This is a genomic window from Microcoleus sp. bin38.metabat.b11b12b14.051, assembly GCF_013299165.1.
Lineage (GTDB): Bacteria > Cyanobacteriota > Cyanobacteriia > Cyanobacteriales > Microcoleaceae > Microcoleus.
The window spans coordinates 143,060-162,211 of sequence record NZ_JAAFKD010000009.1 but is presented as its reverse complement, the minus strand read 5'-3'; the positions used below and the strand labels follow the sequence as shown (position 1 = coordinate 162,211).

The window sequence follows — 19,152 nt, the reverse complement described above, 5'->3', positions numbered from 1 at the left end:
CTTTTCTTGTTCCATCACCTTGTTTCAATCCCTAGTAGGGGTTTATGGGTTTTCCCGCTGCCGGGGTTTTAAACCCTTGCTGTATTTGGTTTTCAAGGTTCATTTGCGTCTCACAAAACAAAAGTATCATTTCAGCCTCCAGGTGTCAATACCCAAATTTTGACTTCTGCCTTGAAACCCTTATCTGATAAAGGGTTCAGCATTTGCGTCTGACTTTATTGATCGCCAGAGGCATCAAACCCTGACAGCAGTTGGATTACAGCCAAAAAATTTAAGCCCTCGATTTTTACACCTACCAACAGACGCATTTTCAGAACTGATGTAGCGCTTACTGAAAAACAGATCCTACGATCGCCCGCCTCCTCTATTCCGACGGAAATATCCGATCGCCCAATCCAACCAACACCATCAATCCTATCCTGAGACCGATCGCACAAAAGCTATCATAAATAAACCATCAACCTCTATCATCCTGGCCGCATCATGAACCCTGCCCTCACTCAATTTGGCACTCAAATGTCCCAACTCACAGGAGTTCGGGCAATTATGAAAGATATTATAGAAACTCTCAGAGCCGGCAACGGGCAGGAATTTATCAACTTAAGCGCCGGCAATCCGGTGATTTTGCCGGAAGTCGAGCAGTTGTGGCGCGATTGCACAGCCGAACTTTTGGCGAGCCCAGAATACGGCGAAGTCGTTTGTCGCTACGGTTCCAGCCAAGGTTATCAGCCGTTTATCGATGCAGTATTGGCCGATTTTAACCAACGTTACAACCTCAATTTGACCGATCGCAACATCCTAATTACTCCCGGAAGCCAATCAATTTACTTCTACGCAGCCAACGCTTTCGGTGGCTACACCGCACCAATCGCCGACATTTCCGATCCAACATCCCAAACCAGAAATCTCAAATCGATCGTCCTACCGCTCAGCCCAGACTACACCGGTTACGGCGGCGTCAGCTTAATTCCCGAAGCAGTCATCGCCTGCAAACCCACCCTAGATATTGATGCAGCCGCCCACCGATTCAAATACCGCCCGGATTTCAGTCAACTGTCGATCGACGAAACCAGCGGATGCGTCATCTTTTCCCGTCCCTGCAACCCCACGGGAAACGTCCTCACCGACGACGAAGTGCAGAAAATCGCCGATTTAGCAGCCGCTTTCGACGTGCCGGTATTGGTCGATTCTGCCTACGGGCCTCCCTTCCCCGCCTTAAACTTTACCGAAATGACACCAATATTCGGCGGCAATATCGTCCACTGCATGAGTTTGTCGAAAGCCGGATTACCGGGAGAAAGAATCGGAATTGCGATCGGCGATGAAGGAATCATCAAAACATTAGAATCTTTTCAGACCAATATGTGCATTCACTCGCCGAGATACGGACAGGCGATCGCAACTAGAGCCATTGCTTCGGGAGCTCTCGCCGACATTTCCCTCAACGTAATTCGCCCGTACTATCAAAGCAAATTTGCAGTAGTTGAAAGCACCCTAGAACACGCAATGCCGAAGGATTTGCCGTGGTTCTTGCACCGAGGCGAAGGAGCAATCTTTGCGTGGTTGTGGTTAAAAGATTTGCCAATGACTGATTGGGAAATGTACCAAGAATTGAAGAAATTAGGCGTAATTGTTGTGCCGGGAAGTTCTTTCTTCCCCGGCTTGCGGGAAGATTGGCAACACAAGCATGAGTGTTTGCGAATTAGTTTGACTGCGACGAATGATGAGATTGAAACTGCGATGAAACGTTTGGCTCAACTCGTGGAAAAGGTTTATCAATCAGCCATTTAGTGAGATTATTTGCTACCTTGTTTGTAGTGAGGACTTTAGTCCTTGGATGGATGCGGACTAAAGTCCTCACTACAAACCTGTCAACAGTCAAGTGTCAACAGTCAACTGTTAAAGAACTTTGTGAGTGTGTTCGTGCTGTTTCACATTATCTTCAGTGCGAATTACGCGCTCGGTATTGAGCACCCTTTTGCGTTCTAAAGAATAGGTAAAGTCATTGCGAACAGTTCCTTGGGGAATGTGTACTTGAGCTTCCGGGCGAATTTTGTAAGTGCGAGCTGCGGCGATCGCCCGAAAGCCAAATTCTTCGCTAAACTGAGCTTCTGCGGGGAATTCCGGCATCCTCTTTGGTGATTCGCCGTCAAATACCGATCCTAAAGTCGTCCCCCAAGCCATCTCATAGGATGTGGGAATTCCCTTGACAATTGCTTCTAAAGCTGCTGAGGGGATAGGTTCGATTACTTTTACTTGATGCACTTCGCCTTCTTCTTTGATGAAGCAGGTGGCTAAACCCACTGCTATGTAGTCATCGGTGCCGAGTTCGGGTGCGTTGGGATAAACTGTTGCAGTTGTCATAAAAATCTGGTGAGTAGGAGTTGAGAACTGAGGGGGAAAAATCCAGGGATTTTAGATGCCTGATTTGAGATTTTTGCTGGGAATTTTTCTAGGAAATTATACGTAAAAAATCTCAAACCGATTGTTATAATCTCTAAAATTTTTGGGTTGAGCTTGCTGCGGGTCATTGCGCCAGCGAGTCGATCGTACCACACTAAGGCAACTGCCGGACAATCCGGCAAGGATTCCCCGCCGCCACGACATTAGCGGGGATATCTTTGACGACAACACTGCCTGCGCCGATCGTGCTATTGTCTCCAATAGTGACTCCCGGACAAATAATACTGCCTCCACCAATCCAAACATTATTGCCAATATTAATGGCTCTGGCAAACTCTCGGCCAGAAAGTCGAATTTCTGGATCGGTAGGGTGACAAGCAGTGTAGATTTGCACGTGGGGCCCGCACAGCAAATTTTCGCCGATGTTAACTCGATTGCAGTCGAGAATTACGCAGCCCAAATTCATGTACAATCCGTTTCCAGCATAAATATTGCTGCCGTAGTCGCAGTAAAAAGGCGGCTCGATTTCAACTTTCGGCCCGACTGCGCCGAATAATTCGGCAAGGATTTCTAACCGTTTGTCGGGTTCGTCTTCGCAGGTAGAATTGTAGATTCTAGCAAGGCGGCGAGCTCGCAAGCGTTCTGCTGTCAATTGCTCGTCTGCTGCTATATATAATTCGCCATCGAGCATTTTTTGTTTTTCGGTTTTTTCCATAACAATCTGTTGTTTTAACCACGATACAAACTTTCTTTTGTCTTGAAGAGACTGAAGAATCATGTAGGGTGCTGGTGGTGTACCTTACAAATAGCGTCAAATAGTTGGCGCTCGCACGACCTCAGAAACCGGGTTTCTTCGTGTATTTCTCGTTGCTGTCGGCAAAACTCGTAGAAACCCGGTTTCTCGCCCCCACGCGCAAGTCCTGTTTTTATCAAAAAACCAGGTTTCTGCACTCAGTTATAATTGAGTCACTGAGGGTGCACCATAGATTTACGGTTCTGGTTTCGACTCCAAACAAACGGTTAAATTCAGATTGGTTAATTGTTCAAAAGCTCGATCGATCGATCCTTGGCCGCGCAAATAACCGGTATTCGCAGCGGGGCAGATATATTGCAAAGTGGAGGGCGAAAATCGATCGATGATAGACTGAACGCTGTTAATTTGGCGCGGCCAGTGAAAAGTTTTTGCCGTTCTCTGCGGTACAGGGGCGCCTGCGCGGCTGGGAAGCAAGTGTCTGCCGCTAAACAGCACTCCCCCGCTAGCACCATCGTAAAGGCAAGAGGAACCGGGGGAGTGACCGGGAGTCCATAATACTTTTATTCGATCGCTCAGAGCCAATTCTCGCTCAAAAACCGTCACCCGCAATTGGGGGAGCAAATAAGCCTCCTGTTCTTGAATCAGGATATCGCAGCCCGTGGATTCCTGAATCTCCCGCGCCTTGGCGATGGCGCCGCGGTGAGTGAGAAACAGCAAGCGCACGCCACCGCGCGAATCCAAAAATGTTTGGTTGATCTCATTCCAAGCCGGACAATCCACCAGGATGTTCGATTCGTTTTCTACAATGAAATAAGCCGTCGCACCCAGCGTATCCCGGTTAGGCGCGAAAGCAAAAGTATTTTCCAGCACCTGTCTGGGCTGTTTGGACGCTGAACTCTGAGGTTTCAAGGATGTATTGAGAGGCATGGAATAAATATTATGTTCTTTTTACTATGGTTGTTCGTGTTGGGGCTGATATCTTACTACTTGTTGCAGAGCAGCATCAGTCGCATCACGCGAACTCCGATCTGGCTGCTGTGGCTGGTAATGATGGCGCCAGCGCTGATTTGGAGCGGTTGGGTTTTGGCCAACGGCGCCAAAAAAACTGCACCGCCGGAGTTGGTAATTATACCTTTTTTGGTTTGTCCTGTTTTGTACTGGTTTTTGGTGCAGTTGGGGCGCCAGGAAATTACCCCCGAAACCCAAACGCCCGTAGCGGGCGCTGCGACTGAAGAGGCGCCAAAACCTCCCCTGCGCCCGATAGATGCAGCGGAAGAAGCGAGTTTGCGCGATTGTTTTCCTTGGTCTATTTTCAGTTTGCGAGATTTGGAATTTCGCCCGCAGGCTGTGATTTGTCGCGGACAGTTGCGCGCGAACCCGGAGGCGGCTTATCAGGCGGTTCGGGAGAATGTGGAGCAGCATTTTGGCGATCGCTTTTTAGTGATATTTCAAAACAGCTTGAGCGGTAAACCTTTTTTTGCGATCGTTCCCAATCCCAGCCGCCAATCTGGGGAAACTCCGGTCAAAACAGAATCTTTAACCAGACCGTTTTTTGCCTTAGCTTTGGTGCTAATTACGGTGTTTACCACTACGATTGTTGGGTCGCAAATTGCCGGAGTTACTGAAAAAACTTTGCAGTCTAACCCGTATATCTTGCTTCAGGGTTTGCCTTATTCCCTGGCTCTAATTGCGATTTTAGGATTTCACGAATCCGGTCACTATTTAGCTGCCAAATTCTACAAGATTCGCACGACTCTGCCTTATTTTATTCCGATTCCTTTTTTCTTGGGAACTTTTGGCGCTTTCATTCAAATTCGCAGTCCAATTCCCAACCGCCGAGCTTTGTTTGACATCAGTATTGCCGGCCCGCTGGCTGGTTTGGTTGCGACAGTGCCGTTGTTGATTTGGGGTTTGGCTCGATCGACAATTGTACCGCTGTCTGAGAAGTCGGGAATGTTGAATTTTGATTCTTTTTCTCCTAAATTTTCCCTGGTGATGACTTTGTTGAGCAAGTTAACTTTGGGCGGTGCTTTGAATGCGGAAACTGCGATTAATTTGCATCCGGTAGCGGTGGCTGGTTATTTGGGTTTGATCGTGACGGCGTTTAATTTGATGCCGGTGGGACAATTTGACGGGGGACACATTGTACACGCGATGTTCGGCCAGCGAGCGAGTATGGCGATCGGGCAATTTGCTAGAGTTTGTATGCTGCTGCTGGCTTTTTTGGAACAGGGCTTGCTGTTGTGGGCAATTATCTTGTTTCTGACGCCGCTCAATGACGAACCGGCTTTGAATGATGTCAGCGAATTGGACAACGGGCGCGATTTTTTGGGGTTGCTGGCGATCGGGCTGTTGTTGCTAATTTTGTTGCCGGCACCTAAAATCCTGCTTCAGTGGTTAAATACTTAGAAGCAAGAAGTCGGAGGGAAGAAGGAACAAGCATTTAGTTATCGTTGCGACAGAAGGCAGAAAAGAGAGGTTCACAAATTCTGCAAGGGTTGGTATATTAGGACTTACGCACCGGGCGCTCTACCCGGTTTCTGACTAGATACTTCGCTACCAAACCAAGATTTATTGCAGAAACCGGGTAGATGAGGCTTAAGTCCTGCCTACAAGCGAACTTAGCATTCTTTCATTCGCTTTATGTCTCGATCTTATAGCGGTTCTCAAAAACATGAGGTATGCCCTATGCCCTATGCCCTATGCCCTATGCCCTATGCCCTATGCCCTATGCCCTATGCCCTATGCCCGACATACCTCACCTTTTTGAGAAAGGCTATATATTGATTTCCACCAAGCGATCTCAGAAATATGTCTTATAAATCTTTCACTTTCCAACAATTAAAAGATCGGTTTGGATTGGATATATCCCTCAGTCCTATTTTATCAAATACCAAGCTTATTCCTGTAGAACCCTCCCCATGGCTCTGGAGAGCTATTGAAATTAGTTCTAACACTGCTGTAACAACTGCAAAAGAACGTGCGGAACGGATTATTTCTCCTGTCTTGTTGGAATGTAGAGAGAAAAATAACAGAAAATTTTCCATTTTTTCCGGTTGGTCATTTGAGGTAGATGTTGCTCGGGGATTGCACGGAGAATGCGACTTTCTACTGTCTGACGTGCCGTTTGATTTTGAAATAAAAGTTCCGTTTTTTGCAGTCAGAGAAACGAAAGGCTCAGAAATAGAATCTTGTCTGCCACAGTGTGCCGCACAAATGGTGGCAGCTCAGCTATTTAACGAACGCCAACAAAATTCAAAACCTGCGGTATTTGGCTGCGTGACTACGGGCGTTGTGTGGCGGTTTCTGAAATTAGAAGAGAATCATTTAATTATTGATGATGATGTTTATTATCTCGATAATGTTCCTTTGATTTTAGGGGCTTTACAAAAAATAGTTAATTACAATCGTTAATCTAATAACTGCCATCAAAAAAATTGATGTTCGGATTTGAACCCTCAGGAATTGAGAAAAGTCAAGTTAGAAAGAGCGAAGTAAATTAATTTTTTGAGGATAAATCAAATAATATGGCTCTACCAACGATCGCCCTTACTCCCCAACAAACAGCGCTAATTCCCATGTATCGCCACAAATGGTGGCAAATTGGACGATCGATCGCACGCTGGCGATCGCCCGCTGGCGACAGCAGCCATCAACACCGCCTACAACATCATCGGCTGCGGGGAACCGGAAATTATTTTTGGTGACAGCCCTTACATAGCTTTACAGGCTGTGGAAGCGCTAAGCACAGACGCTACCGGCCATTGCTGCGGCACCGAAATCCGCAACAAAATTCACAATCCATTGTACGATCGACTCAGAAGTCAAATCTGCTGGGAACTGGAAAATCACATTTACAGCCAACTCTACAACCCGCTGTACGCTCAACTGATGAATCAACTGCACTTTCACGTGAAACAGGAACTTTATCTCAAATTAGCCAGGAATGTGGGCGAGAGATTTCAGAAATTCGGGATCGAGGGGACTTATCAAAATAACTGCATAGTTTCCGAACTTTTGGCTTGTCACGGAAGTTGGGTAGATTTTTGTATTGAAGTGTTAAAACTCGATGGCGATCGCGCTTTACATTCAGCTTTTAAATCCTTAACGGAAAATTGCGGCTGGATTTATCCGTTTGAGAAAAAGTGCTTTGTGTGCGATCGCCCGCGACAAATTCATTTTGACAGCGATGATTTGCTTCACGCCATATCTGGGCCAGCCGTCGAATTTGCTGACAAGTTTCGCGTCTACTGCTATCACGGCGTGGTGCTACCGGAAACCATGGGTGAAGTTGCGCCGCAGTCGTGGGAAGCTTCATGGTTGCTAACACAACATAATGCCGAAGTGCGGCGAGTGTTGATTGGGGCGATGGCGTCCCGCCCCGCAAGCTACGGCTAAGCTGTCGCGCATTTAAATTACATATTCGGTACGCTGCTCAAAGCCATACCACTCATTGTTTGATTGATTTTTTATACACAATTTAAATGTAGAACAGCTTATCCGAGAATTTGTCAAGAATTGCAAGGAATAGAATTAGACAAGTGGGTAGCCGCGGAGGGCTATCCCTACCAAGAATATATTTTGTTGAAAATTGAGAATGTCGATCTAGAGCCAATATTGTTGTTAAGAATGACTTGTCCGAGTACGGGACACCTTCACGCTTTGCGAGTTCCTCCACAAGTGCGATCGGCACTATAGCAATCCTAAATCATTATCGAGTCCGTTCATCAGTGTAATTCTTGTAGGGGCAACCCCCCGTGGTTGCCCTCTTTAGTTGACGCTCTTGGTAGGCACGGGGGCACTACCCCTACAAATATGTACAAATCATTTAGGATTGCACTAGAAGCAATTAGCTGGGTAAACTGGGGAATCGCACCCGGAGATTTTGCAGTGCAAACTTGATTCTATCGGTAGCATTTGTGTACCAGTTTTTGTACTGATATCGTGTCCGGTTGCTTGCCGATATTATCTTTGCTGTGGCGGGAATTAGGGCTCCCGCGACCAAAATATCTTCACAAAAATCAGCTAATTCCATCGTATAAATCAATACGGTTTACTTAAGACTGTTCAGTCTATAAAATCATGTGAAAAATAAACACTGCGATTGCTTCGCGGGTACGCTCGCAATGACAAAAAAACTTTAAGTGAACCGTATTGTCGTATAAATCGCTACTAATAGCTTACAAAAAAAACTTTATTCCTCAAGAAAAAGTCCTAATTGTATTGACCGCAGCCTTGGCTCGATCGTTATAATGTTGGGTGTCCTGTACTCAAATAAAAACTAACTATGAATATTTTTATACTCTCTTCACGGGCTTTAGCATCCCATGTTTCTTGGTACCGAGTTTTTGAATTAGAAAATATTCTAGTACGCACCTGCAACGCACAACTTTTGATACCATCAGCCCGCCAGTGGCTGGAGCGCTCGGAGGGAATGTCGCCACTTCCTAATCGAATCGTGCGTAAAGTTATCAAGTCTACTACAGGTTTCTATAAGTTAGATTCATTACCTGAACTGTCGAACAAGCCCAACGTTTTGCTGACTGTTGGGCTTTCAGGAGCCGATTTGGAGCTGCTATCGAGCATACCTAACTGGCGCCAGCGTTTTGATGTGGTAATTGGTTATGTATTCGATGCCTGGGATACAAACAGTTACTCAAAAAATGTCTAGAATCTCGATCGTTTATTCGTGCCACTGCCCGAAGTTATAGATGAACTCACGCAACATTTTAAAATACCAGTATCGCTGCTGCCTTTTGGTGCAGATGTTCTCGCTCAAGGTTCGTGTCAAGTCAAACGTTCGATCGATGTAACGAGCTTCGGGCGGATACCCGCACAGTATCACAGTGCCTTCTTCAATAAATTCAATCAACCCGGTTCGGATCGAATTTACTATAAATCGACACCCCGGATGGAAGAATGCTATCCCAAATTGCCTTACGAAAAGCGGCAAGATGAGGAGGATACTCTGCTGCTATTTCACCTTCTGAGAAATAGCAAGATTACCTTAGCATTTGACACGCTCTATCCTGGTATGCGTAAGTTTCCTTACTCGTTTGTTACGTTGCGGTGGTTTTACGGCGCTGCGACTGGTGGCGCCATTGTTGGTAAACGTCCCACTACGCCTCTAATGGATCAGTTGTTTGATTGGGAAGATGCAACTATTGAGTTGCCTGACAATCCCCAAAAAAGCGTAGAATTAATTGAAGAACTTTTACAGGATACAAAGCGCCTTCAGTCTATCTACAAGCGCAATTATACCCAGAGTGTAGCTCGTCACGATTGGAGATATCGGATTCAGAGTATGCTGGAAAAAGTTGATGTTCCCCTACCTCACCAGCTACGCGAAGAATTGTTGGAACTGAAAATGCTTCATCACAAGTTGGTCGCAAATGAGGTAGTTTTCAAGTGACAGTTGACAGTTGGTAGGGGCGGTGCCCCCGTGCCCGCCCTCAGTTGGTAGGGGCGGTGCCCCCGTGCCCGCCCTCAGTTGTCAGTGGGTAGTTGTCAGCGGGCAGGGGATAGCGACCTCTACCTGAAAAAACCGGAATGGAGTGATGAATAGATAGATTTGCATAGGATGACGCTTAAATTTGCGGTGAATTTATCGCCGATTTTCAGTAATAGCTTATTGGCGCCCAATTGCTGAACGGAGTAAAAATGATTTGGCTTTTTGTGCGCTCAGAAGCAAATTGATAATTTTAAAACCCACCCAATCTTGATACGGAATTTTACACTGATTTGTATTAACAAACAAAAAATCGCAGGTATCAATATCGGGCAACAAATATGAAAATGGGAGGCAGACAAAACCAAATTTTTTTAATCTGCTAACAATTTTGTTAACTTCGTCAGCGCTAATAGAACCGGGAACAAAATCGTGAAACTAGATCGTGATTTGCTTAATATTGCAGAGCGTAGCATCGCTCGTTGAGTTAAAAAGGGCTTCTTCAGCACCTTCAATATCTACTTTCAAGAGATCGATGGACTCAATTTTATGCTTGTTCAAAAAAGTATCGAGTGTCATGGCATCGACTGAGATAACTCCCTGAAGACCGTAAATGCTGGCTGCTTCCTCGCTGACACTGTGACATTCTCGATTTTCTCAAAGATATAAATTAATAGTTTGATTTTGGTCAGAAATTGCATAGTTGAATTTTTTAAGTAAGTTATTTTCAGGAATTTGAGAATATACGGCAGGAACGGCTTCTATTGCGTAACACTTACAATTGAATTCACGATTGATCTCGGCGCTAAATTGACCTACATTTGCCCCCAAATCGATAACTAAAGACTGAGAGTCTATTAATTTGGCATAAATAGTATGAGTCTTAAGATTTGTCAATCCTGAATGCTTTTGCCAGAACTCGATAGATTTTAGTAAAAAATTATAAAGTGTCATGGCTGACCCACTAAATCGTAGTTTATAAATATAAGGTATGGTGTGTGTTCGAGTTTACTAAAAAAATTAATTAATTGTAACAATACCTTGGTAGGATATACTCTGGCAGCTAAAGCCCAACATCTTAAATCTAAAACCTCAAATCGACATGAGCCAGCATCCAGACCGCATTGCGCCTCACGGCGGCATCCTGGTCAACCGCATTGCCACACTAGACCAAAGACAAGAATTTTTTGACCAAGCAGAAGTTTTGCCGCGAGTCCAGCTTTCGGAACGATCGCTCTCGGACTTGCAAATGATCGCGATCGGCGCCTTCAGTCCCCTCAAAGGGTTCATGATCGAAGCTGATTATCGATCGGTCGTCAAAGAAATGCGCCTTTCCAACGGTCTCCCTTGGTCAATTCCCATCACTCTTTCCGTCAGCGAAGCAGTCGCCGACACCCTCACCGAAGGTACAAGAGTGCGCCTCGACTCACCGAATGGCGAATTTGCCGGCGTACTGGAACTCGCAGAAAAATATCGCTACAGCAAAGAAGAAGAAGCAATCAACGTCTACCGCACCGACGATCTCAAACACCCCGGCGTCCAAGTAGTAGACAAATCCGGGCCGGTTAACCTCGCAGGCGAGGTGTGGCTGCTGGAACGCGAACTAGATATCCGGTTTCCTCAATACCAAATTGACCCGGCGAAGTCGAGAATATTGTTCAAAGAAAAGGGATGGAAAACCATTGTCGGTTTCCAAACCAGAAACCCCATTCACCGGGCGCACGAATACATCCAAAAATGTGCCTTAGAAACAGTAGACGGTTTGTTCCTGCACCCGCTAGTGGGGACAACTAAAGATGACGACATCCCCGCTGACGTGCGGATGCGCTGCTACGAAATTCTCCTAGAAAAATACTATCCAAAAGATCGCGTAATTTTGGCAATCAATCCGGCGGCGATGCGCTACGCCGGGCCCAGAGAAGCAATTTTTCACGCTTTAATCCGCAAAAACTACGGCTGCACTCACTTTATTGTGGGGCGCGATCACGCTGGAGTTGGCGATTATTACGGCACTTATGATGCTCAATACATTTTTGAGGAATTTGAACCGGGAGAATTGGGAATTGTGCCGATGAAATTCGAGCACGCTTTCTATTGCAAGCTGACGGAACAAATGGCTACAACAAAAACAAGTCCCAGCACTCCAGAACAGCGGGTGCACTTGTCGGGAACCAAAGTTCGCGAAATGCTGCGCGCTGGAAAATTGCCACCGCCGCAGTTTTCTCGCCCGGAAGTCGCCGCGGAATTGGCCAAGGCTATGAATATTTTTAGTTACGAGATTTAAGTCTTGAAATTTGCTGCTGTTGGCGGTATTCTCAATAGTTTTGAATGTTGATTTTTGAGTTTTAAGTTGAAAATTTCAATTTAAAACTCAAAAGTTACAAATTAACAGTTGACAGTTGACAGTTGACAGTTGACAGTGAAGTTTTTAGGCAGGGTATTTAAGCCCCTGCCTAAAAACAATCCACCTAAAAGTGGGGGCTTAAATCCCCTGTGCTTTGGTAACAATTGTCTTAATACTAAATCCTCACAATCTAATTAGATCGTCGAAAAAGATTGGGGAATTTAACTTAAAATTTAAAACGGAAAATCCAAAGCTATTTAAAAATGGGACTGAAGCGGCGGGAATTTTTGCAGCAAGCTGGCCTGGTGCTGGCGACGCTCGGCATGAGCGAGGCGGGTTGGCGGCAGTTGGGTTCGCGCTACCTTCAAGCTTTGGCGGGGCCGGGAACCCGGAAATTGGCTTTGTTGGTTGGCGTTGACAAATATCCAGACTCGCCGCTGCACGGCTGCGTCACCGATGTGGAATTGCAGCGGGAACTCCTGATTTATCGGTTTGGATTTGTGCCGTCGGACATCCTAACTTTGACTGACGCTCAAGCTACTAGGGAAAATATCGAGACGGCTTTTGTTACTCATTTGAGCGAACAAGCAAAACCCGGTGATGTGGTGGTTTTTCACTTTAGCGGCTGCGGTAGCCGAGTCGGTTCGATCGACTCTGATGGCAAAATGCAAAACAGTTTGGTGCCGGCGGATGATGTTTTGCCGCTGTTAGAAAACCGATCGGTAAACGATATTTTAGAGGAGACTCTGCTGCTGTTGGTGCGATCGCTCGCCACAGAAAATGCGATCGCCATCCTCGACACCAGCTACTCCTATCCGGGTTTCCCCAAAAACGGCAACTTTCGCATTCGCTCCCGTCCTCGTCCCACCATCGGGCAGCCAGCCCTAGCAGAACTAACGTTCGCAGCAGGTATCAAATCCCGACCTAACCTGCGTTCTCCCGCCACCTTACTTGCCGCTGCTGCTCCTTCGCAACTCGCCGCCGAACAAGAGTGGAACGGATTTAGCGCAGGCTTGTTTACCTACGCCCTCACCCAAACCCTGTGGCGGGCAACTCCCGCCAGCAGCTTCAGCATCTGTGTGAGCCGCGCCGCCGGTCAAGTCGAGCAAATGGGTGGCTTACCGCAGCAGCCGCAAATTCGCCACGACGATTTCACAACCGCCGGAGAGGCTGTGAATTTTGCCAGAAGTTTAATGTTAAATTCCCCTGCTGCTGACGGCGCCGTGACAGCGGTAGAAGACGGCGGCAAAACTGTGCAGTTGTGGCTGGGCGGGTTGTCGCCCGGGGTTTTGGAGTCAGCAGCGGGATCTGTGTTTGCTGTGGAGTCCTCCGAAGGCGCCAAGCTGTTGCTGCGGGGACGCACGGGCCTGTCTGCGAAAGCGCAAGTTTTAGACGGGGAACTAACAGCCGGCGAACTGGTGAGGGAAGAAATTCGGGTATTGCCGCGAAACATCGGTTTGACAGTAGCTTTAGATTCGGGTTTGGAACGCATCGAGCGGGTGGACGCCACCAGCGCCTTCGCAACTTTGTCGCAAGTTTCAGCAGCAGTAGGGAGCGAGCAACCGGCCGACTGTCGGTTCGGCAGAATCCCGGAAACGATAACTGCTTCTGCTGCTTATGACCCTGCTTTGTATCAAGGCCGCTACGGTTTGTTTTCCTTGGGTCAAATACTGATTCCCGATACTCAGGGCGACGGCGGGGAAGCTGTCAAGGTGGCGGTGCAGCGGTTAACCCCGCAGTTGAAGGCGCTGCTGGCGGCGAAGTTGCTGGGACTCACGGCTAATGAAGCGTCTTCGCGCCTGAAGGTGCGGGCGGTGCTGGCAACTCTGGCGCCGCAAGCCCGGGTGGTGGCGCAGCGGGAGCCGGTGCGGGCTGGCGGTGATTACCGCCTCGAACCTCTCAACGGAGAAAGCGATAAATCGACCCAATTTGATATATTAAGTGTAAAAAACGGCAGCCGCGTTCAATACAGGTTGTATAACGACAGCGATCGCCCGGTTTATTTTGCGGTGTTCTGCTGCGACAGCGCCGGACGGTTGTCAGTGCTAGGCGCTGAGGGCAAAGACCCGGTACCGGGTAAGTCGGGGGCGATCGCCCCGGGCGAGAATTTGAGTGTGCCGACGGCTGGGGCTTTGGGGTGGCAGGTCTTTGGGGCAAACGGACTGATGACAACCAGAATAATATTTAGCGAGACACAGTTCGATCGAACTCTGGCGGCCGTGGAATTGCAGCAAACCAGGGAAGCCCTGCCCCTAGTGCTGTTGAATCCTTTAAATGTAGCGCGGGCAGTGTTGGAAGATTTGCACGCTGCTAGCATACCGGGCGTGCAGAAAGTGGGGATATCGACGGACGATTTGGCTTTGGATGTGCGTGTTTGGGCAACTTTAAGTTTTGTTTATCGAGTAGTTTAATTTCAAAACCCAGCTTTTTTTTATACAACATATAGTTGGCAGATATCCTAGTGCCAAATCCAGCTTTACTCCCAAGCGTCAAGGCCAAAATTCTCAGATTCTCGATCGTAAATCGAAACTTTCACATTTCCATCGCCATCAACCACAATATTGTATCGCTCAATAAATTTCAGCTTTGCAGCAGGATTTAGAAACAAGCAAAAAGGATTCAGCTCGCTCTCTCAATTTCCCAATTCTTTAATCTAAAATCTCAAGCTGTACTCTTGCTAGCTCCCATTCAAACAAAAAAAATTCTGTTGACCGAGCCGCAGATCCTCACCTAGGGTGCGCCACCAGTACGTTACCTAATTTACATACATGATTAACCACTCTTAGCACAACTCTTATATTGTTGATAATATATTTGAATTTTATAAAAAACATGGTAGAGTATGATTCCAGTTTAACGGAGTGAGCCGGCAGCACGCGGGAAAAATTCAAAAATCCCTGCAACTATAGAATGTTAGTAGTTTTTGACTGCTGGCAGGTGGCGAGTGCATCGCAGGTGAACGGAGAATTTTAATCTCACAAATTGGTCAAACCATGGGAAGCTTTGCGAAAGTGAAGTGGCGGAAATTAACTAGAATATTACCAGCGGGATTTAACGGCGCATACCATCTGAGCTACCAAATTGGGGTGTTGATTTTGGGCGCAACCATCTTGGTAGCTAGCATCGCTGCTTGTATCGGCTATCAAAAGGTTCGGCGCTTGACGATCGACAATTTAGAGCGAAATGCTTTATTAGAAGTGAAGGAGCGCCGCAACAATATCGATCGGTGGCTCGGTACGAGAAAGGCTGAGCTCGAAACCCTCGCCAACACTCCTGGGGTGCGTACCATGAATTGGTCGGTTGCTAGCCCTTATTTAAAATCAGAAGTAAATCGACTGCAAGAATTCGTGCATTTGGCATTAATTGAACCCGATGGCTCTTATTTCACTACCAAAGTCGGTAGAGCCTTAATTAATGTCAGCGATCGCCAACATTTCAAAAAAGCAATGGCTGGGGAAGTTTATGTTTCAGATCCTACCGTTTCCCGCACGCTCAAAAAACAAAGCATCGTACCGATTTCGGCTCCGGTGTGGTCAAATTCGGCAAATTCTCTAGCTCGAACACCCAAAAAGCCGATCGGAGTAATGAACGGCGTCATTAGCATAGAGAAGATTACCAAAGTAATAGGAAATCTAGAATACGGCGCCGGAACTTACGCTTTTGCGATCAATTCTCAAGGAGTGCCGATTGTCCATCCCGACGCTCGGTTAATGGGAAATATCGACAAGCCAGCTCCCAGTTTGTTAGAGTCCGCAGATACTAATTTGGCAAATGTAGCCCGGGAGATGGTTTATCAAAAAACCGGGATTGTACTAACTCAAATCAACGACGCCAAAGTTTATGTCGCCTATCTTCCTTTAGAACAAGCAGAATGGTCGATCGCCCTCGTAATTCCCAGCGAAAATATTGAAAAAGAACTGCTTCCCTTAAACATATTAGCAGCAGCAGCCACCGGACTATTCGCCGCAGCTACGGTGGCTGCAATGGCGGCCCTGAAGTTGTGGGCCGTAAATCGTAGCCGCACTCGCACAGAAGCCCTTCTCCACCGCTTGACGGGCCGGATTCGCGCTTGCTTGCACCTCGATCGCATCCTCGAAACAACAGTAGAAGAACTCGGTACTTTGCTACACCTCGATCGAGCAATTTTCGGCTGGTACGACCCCCGACTAGATACTGTAGAATTTTGCTGGGAATATTGTCGGGAAGGCTTACCCGGGCGTTTGGGAATCTTCGGGGCGAGAGGAGGGCCCTCGGGAGATTTAGCAGCACGGCTGGGGCGATGCGAAACCATACTGCTAGATCGAATTTGCGCCCCCGACAAGTATCGCCCAGCATCTGAGGGTGTGACAGAGCTCCAACTTACAAACAACCGCTACGCAGCAGTACCCGTGCTCACTCACACTCATCGGCTGGGATATCTGTTCGCCTGTGCAAACAGACAGTTTGCGACTGCTGACGAAGTGGAAATTTTGGAAACAATTGCAGACTCGCTGGCGATCGCAATTTCTCAATCCCAACTCCAGGGACAAATTCAACAAGAACTCAAACTTATAGAAGAACTATTAGCCAAACTTAGAAGAACCGAAGAGCATTTAGTAAAAAGCGAAAAAATGATCACTGTTGGTCAGCTTGCTGCCGGAATTTCTCAGGAAATTAACAACCCAATTAACTTTATGTACGGCAGCTTGATTCATGTCAATGATTCTCTCAAATATTTGCTCGATATAATTAGCCTGTACCGCGAAAAATATCCCGAACCAGTGCCAGTAATTGCCAAAAAAATAGAGACATTAGATCTGGATTTTATTAGCAAAGACTTACCGCAAATTGTCAACTCTTTAAAAATAAGTACCGATCGCATTCGCCACATAGTCCTAGCTTTGCGAAACATTTCACTCCCAGAGAAAGCCAACAAAGAACGCGCCAACCTTCACGAAAACATCGACAATATTCTGGTATTGCTCGCTCACAAGCTAAATCCAAACATATTAGTAGTCAAAGAGTACAGCAACCTCCCGCCAATTTTGTGTTATCCGGGTCAACTGAGTCAAGTCTTCGCCAATATCCTCAGCAAAGCAATTGATTCTGTTAATAAAATTGACAAGTTAGATCGAACTATTACAATCAAAACAAATATTGTCGAGCATTCAACAAGCAGGTTTATTGCCGTCTCAATCGCCCACAACGGCTCCAGAATTCCGTCGGAAATTCAACAAAAAATATCCGAGCCGTTTTACGAGAATAAACACTTGAAAGATTTTACAGGATTGGGATTGTTGGTTTGCTATAAAATTATTGTAGAATTGCACGGTGGTAGCCTGAGAGTTGAATCACCCGTGCAATCTCAAATTAAATCTCAAACGGGAGCAGGTGCTGAGTTTATAGTAGAATTGCCGATCATTTGAACAATCTTCGCCGAATTGTATATTTAGGGAAATAGTAAAGGTGCGAGTAAAGCAAACAACCAGCCTCCGATTACCAAAATTTCTGCAACTATTAATAGGAGATTTTTGTGCATTTTTAAATTAAGAGCGATCGACAAAAGAGCGAATTTTCCGCCACCAAGCAGCCGGCGAATCTTCCTGGCGGTACGCAGCATCAAACATTGACAACATTAGCGGTAAACCCCCCACCTTTGCGCTCATCAACAAGTGCATCAGCAGACAAAACACCAATACCACCCAACCGCAGAGGTGCAAATAATACCAAACCTGCGTCAAATCCGCAGTCGGCAGCCATTCTTCCTTAACCATACTCCCAGAGGCGATCGCAAAAGTCAGCGCCAACAACATTAAAGTATTCACAATTCGGTGCAAACTGTACCACCAAATCGGTTTTCCCAACTGCCCTAATTGGCTAAAAGAATCCGCTTGCACCAAGCGTTTTTGCCCTGGGTGGAAACTGTACAATGCAAAAGCTGGCATGACTCCTAAAATTAACAGCTTACCGAAAGTTCCGTGAATGCCGATAATATCTGCAATCCGAGGCACGGGTACTTTGCCGAACCGCCCGTCATAGGTGTTGTAAACCAAAAATGCGCTCAAAATTGATAACACGGCGATCGCAGCGTTAGCCCCGTGCAATAATCTGAGCAGCAATGGCTGGTAAGGTCGAGATGGCGGCATCCTGAATTCTGCTACTTGATAAATACTCTTTCATATAATACAGGTCATCCCCGCATTTTTCAACACTCAATCGTGAAAAGAATGTGAGTTAAAAATGAATGAATTATGAAAAATTAGTGTTTTACTAGAGTTTAGTGTAAACTAAAGCAGTCGATGAGAATATTTTAGTTATAACACCTCAAAATTAACAAAAATGGATGCAGGCACTACCATCTTTCTTTCCTTGGGATTAGCAGCAGATGCTTTTGCAGTTGCTGTTTCTAGCGGTTTAGCTATCAAACATATGAAGGTCAATAAAGCTTTAAAAATTGCCTTATTTTTCGGTGGCTTTCAAGCTTTGATGCCAGTCATTGGATGGTTGATTGGTCTCAGTTTTAGTTCTTGGATTACACCGATCGACCATTGGATCGCTTTCGGGCTGTTGAGCTTCATTGGCGGTAGAATGATTTACGAGTCGCTGCAAGGCGAAGAATGCAAGAAAAAGTTCAATCCCTTAGATACGGGGACTTTGATAACGCTCTCGGTGGCGACGAGCATCGATGCCCTGGCTGTTGGCATCGGATTTGCTGTCCTGAAAGATGCGATCGCTCCGGCGGTAACTGCGATCGGATTTATTACTTTCTTTTTAGCCTTTGCGGGCGTGTTTATCGGTCATAAGTGCGGGAATTTGTTTGCTAATAAAATTGAAATTTTGGGTGGAGCGATTTTGATTTTTATTGGCAGCAGAATCTTGTTTCTGCACTTGACAGAAGTGTCATTAGTCATTGGTCATTAGTCAGTTGACAGTTGACAGTTGACAGTTGACAGTTGGCAGTTGTCATTGGTAATCGGTAATTAGTCATTAATCTTCATTTTTACCTCAGATTTACTTCAGAATTATGACTTTTTCCATTAACATCTATCCATTAAATCCCATACACTGCAACGGAAGTCGAACTTGCCTCTTCTCTCTTTCTTCTTCCTTCCAATTCTGTAAACCCTTCTCTGAGCAAGCGATCGAGCTGTCAACAGTCAACTATCAACAGTCAACTATCAACTGCCAACTGCCAACTAATATCATGTCCGGTCGATTAGCATA

17 protein-coding genes, 1 pseudogene and 1 CRISPR repeat array (1 of these 19 running past the window's edge) are annotated in these 19,152 nt (G+C 46.3%); of the genes and pseudogenes, 12 read left to right on the top strand and 6 right to left on the bottom strand.

Annotated elements, in window-relative coordinates; all coding sequences use genetic code 11:
- Positions 1-58: direct repeats of the CRISPR family, unit length 37 nt; unit sequence GTTTCAATCCCTAGTAGGGGTTTATGGGTTTTCCCGC; it reaches 1,326 nt to the left of the window's first position.
- Between the two features lie 425 nt (positions 59-483).
- A complete protein-coding gene (locus QZW47_RS12450; protein WP_293127603.1) occupies positions 484-1,791 on the top strand; it encodes a valine--pyruvate transaminase in 1,308 nt (435 codons plus the stop codon).
- 108 nt (positions 1,792-1,899) lie between these two features.
- On the opposite strand, the gene QZW47_RS12445 is transcribed toward QZW47_RS12450, so the two are convergent.
- The 3 genes from QZW47_RS12445 to QZW47_RS12435 all read right to left on the bottom strand — a co-directional run bounded on the left by QZW47_RS12445 (position 1,900) and on the right by QZW47_RS12435 (position 4,066).
- A complete protein-coding gene (locus tag QZW47_RS12445) occupies positions 1,900-2,364 on the bottom strand; it encodes a hypothetical protein (protein WP_293127601.1) in 465 nt (154 codons plus the stop codon).
- 193 nt (positions 2,365-2,557) lie between these two features.
- On the bottom strand, positions 2,558-3,118 hold the full coding sequence (locus tag QZW47_RS12440; protein WP_293127599.1) for a sugar O-acetyltransferase: 561 nt from the start codon (positions 3,116-3,118) through the stop codon (positions 2,558-2,560).
- A 273-nt stretch (positions 3,119-3,391) separates the two neighbouring features.
- Positions 3,392-4,066, bottom strand: coding sequence for an MBL fold metallo-hydrolase (locus QZW47_RS12435; RefSeq protein WP_366930873.1), 675 nt, complete (start codon positions 4,064-4,066; stop codon positions 3,392-3,394).
- A 30-nt stretch (positions 4,067-4,096) separates the two neighbouring features.
- Between QZW47_RS12435 and QZW47_RS12430 the strand changes: the two genes are divergently transcribed.
- From QZW47_RS12430 to QZW47_RS12405, 7 genes and pseudogenes are all read left to right on the top strand, one after another.
- The gene (locus tag QZW47_RS12430) at positions 4,097-5,566 is read left to right on the top strand and encodes a site-2 protease family protein (protein WP_293127595.1); all 1,470 of its coding nucleotides are present in this window, start codon (positions 4,097-4,099) and stop codon (positions 5,564-5,566) included.
- A gap of 402 nt (positions 5,567-5,968) precedes the next feature.
- Positions 5,969-6,571 carry a hypothetical protein gene (locus QZW47_RS12425; protein WP_293127593.1) on the top strand — a complete coding sequence of 201 codons (603 nt, stop codon included), beginning with the start codon at positions 5,969-5,971 and terminating at the stop codon, positions 6,569-6,571.
- Between the two features lie 113 nt (positions 6,572-6,684).
- Complete coding sequence (locus QZW47_RS30140) at positions 6,685-6,864, top strand: hypothetical protein (protein WP_366930867.1); 180 nt, start codon at positions 6,685-6,687, stop codon at positions 6,862-6,864.
- Positions 6,865-7,048: 184 nt separating this feature from the next.
- Positions 7,049-7,555 (top strand): DUF6745 domain-containing protein, encoded by a 507-nt coding sequence (locus QZW47_RS30135; RefSeq protein ID WP_366930872.1) that lies wholly within the window; start codon positions 7,049-7,051, stop codon positions 7,553-7,555.
- A 99-nt stretch (positions 7,556-7,654) separates the two neighbouring features.
- Positions 7,655-7,855: pseudogene (locus tag QZW47_RS12415) on the top strand (hypothetical protein); the annotation flags it as partial.
- Between the two features lie 589 nt (positions 7,856-8,444).
- The gene (locus tag QZW47_RS12410; RefSeq protein ID WP_293127589.1) at positions 8,445-8,828 is read left to right on the top strand and encodes a hypothetical protein; all 384 of its coding nucleotides are present in this window, start codon (positions 8,445-8,447) and stop codon (positions 8,826-8,828) included.
- An 18-nt stretch (positions 8,829-8,846) separates the two neighbouring features.
- On the top strand, positions 8,847-9,569 hold the full coding sequence (locus tag QZW47_RS12405; RefSeq protein WP_293127587.1) for a glycosyltransferase: 723 nt from the start codon (positions 8,847-8,849) through the stop codon (positions 9,567-9,569).
- 474 nt (positions 9,570-10,043) lie between these two features.
- Here the strand turns inward: QZW47_RS12405 and QZW47_RS30130 are convergent, their stop codons facing one another.
- Together QZW47_RS30130 and QZW47_RS12400 are read right to left on the bottom strand one after the other, a co-directional pair.
- A complete protein-coding gene (locus QZW47_RS30130) occupies positions 10,044-10,220 on the bottom strand; it encodes an FkbM family methyltransferase (RefSeq protein WP_366930871.1) in 177 nt (58 codons plus the stop codon).
- Positions 10,221-10,262: 42 nt separating this feature from the next.
- Positions 10,263-10,559, bottom strand: a complete 297-nt coding sequence (locus QZW47_RS12400) for a hypothetical protein (RefSeq protein WP_293127585.1) — start codon at positions 10,557-10,559, stop codon at positions 10,263-10,265.
- A 148-nt stretch (positions 10,560-10,707) separates the two neighbouring features.
- On the opposite strand from QZW47_RS12400, the gene sat reads away from it, so the two are divergent.
- From sat to QZW47_RS12385, 3 genes are all read left to right on the top strand, one after another.
- Positions 10,708-11,889 (top strand): sulfate adenylyltransferase, encoded by a 1,182-nt coding sequence (sat, locus tag QZW47_RS12395; RefSeq protein WP_293127583.1) that lies wholly within the window; start codon positions 10,708-10,710, stop codon positions 11,887-11,889.
- Between the two features lie 323 nt (positions 11,890-12,212).
- A complete protein-coding gene (locus QZW47_RS12390) occupies positions 12,213-14,360 on the top strand; it encodes a caspase family protein (protein ID WP_293127581.1) in 2,148 nt (715 codons plus the stop codon).
- A gap of 582 nt (positions 14,361-14,942) precedes the next feature.
- Positions 14,943-17,354: a cache domain-containing protein gene (locus tag QZW47_RS12385; RefSeq protein ID WP_293127579.1), complete on the top strand. Its 2,412-nt coding sequence runs from the start codon at positions 14,943-14,945 to the stop codon at positions 17,352-17,354.
- Positions 17,355-17,474: 120 nt separating this feature from the next.
- On the opposite strand, the gene QZW47_RS12380 is transcribed toward QZW47_RS12385, so the two are convergent.
- Positions 17,475-18,074, bottom strand: a complete 600-nt coding sequence (locus QZW47_RS12380) for a cytochrome b/b6 domain-containing protein (RefSeq protein WP_293127577.1) — start codon at positions 18,072-18,074, stop codon at positions 17,475-17,477.
- Positions 18,075-18,267: 193 nt separating this feature from the next.
- Between QZW47_RS12380 and QZW47_RS12375 the strand changes: the two genes are divergently transcribed.
- Positions 18,268-18,849, top strand: coding sequence for a manganese efflux pump MntP family protein (locus QZW47_RS12375; protein ID WP_293127575.1), 582 nt, complete (start codon positions 18,268-18,270; stop codon positions 18,847-18,849).
- The last annotated feature ends 303 nt before the right edge of the window (positions 18,850-19,152 follow it).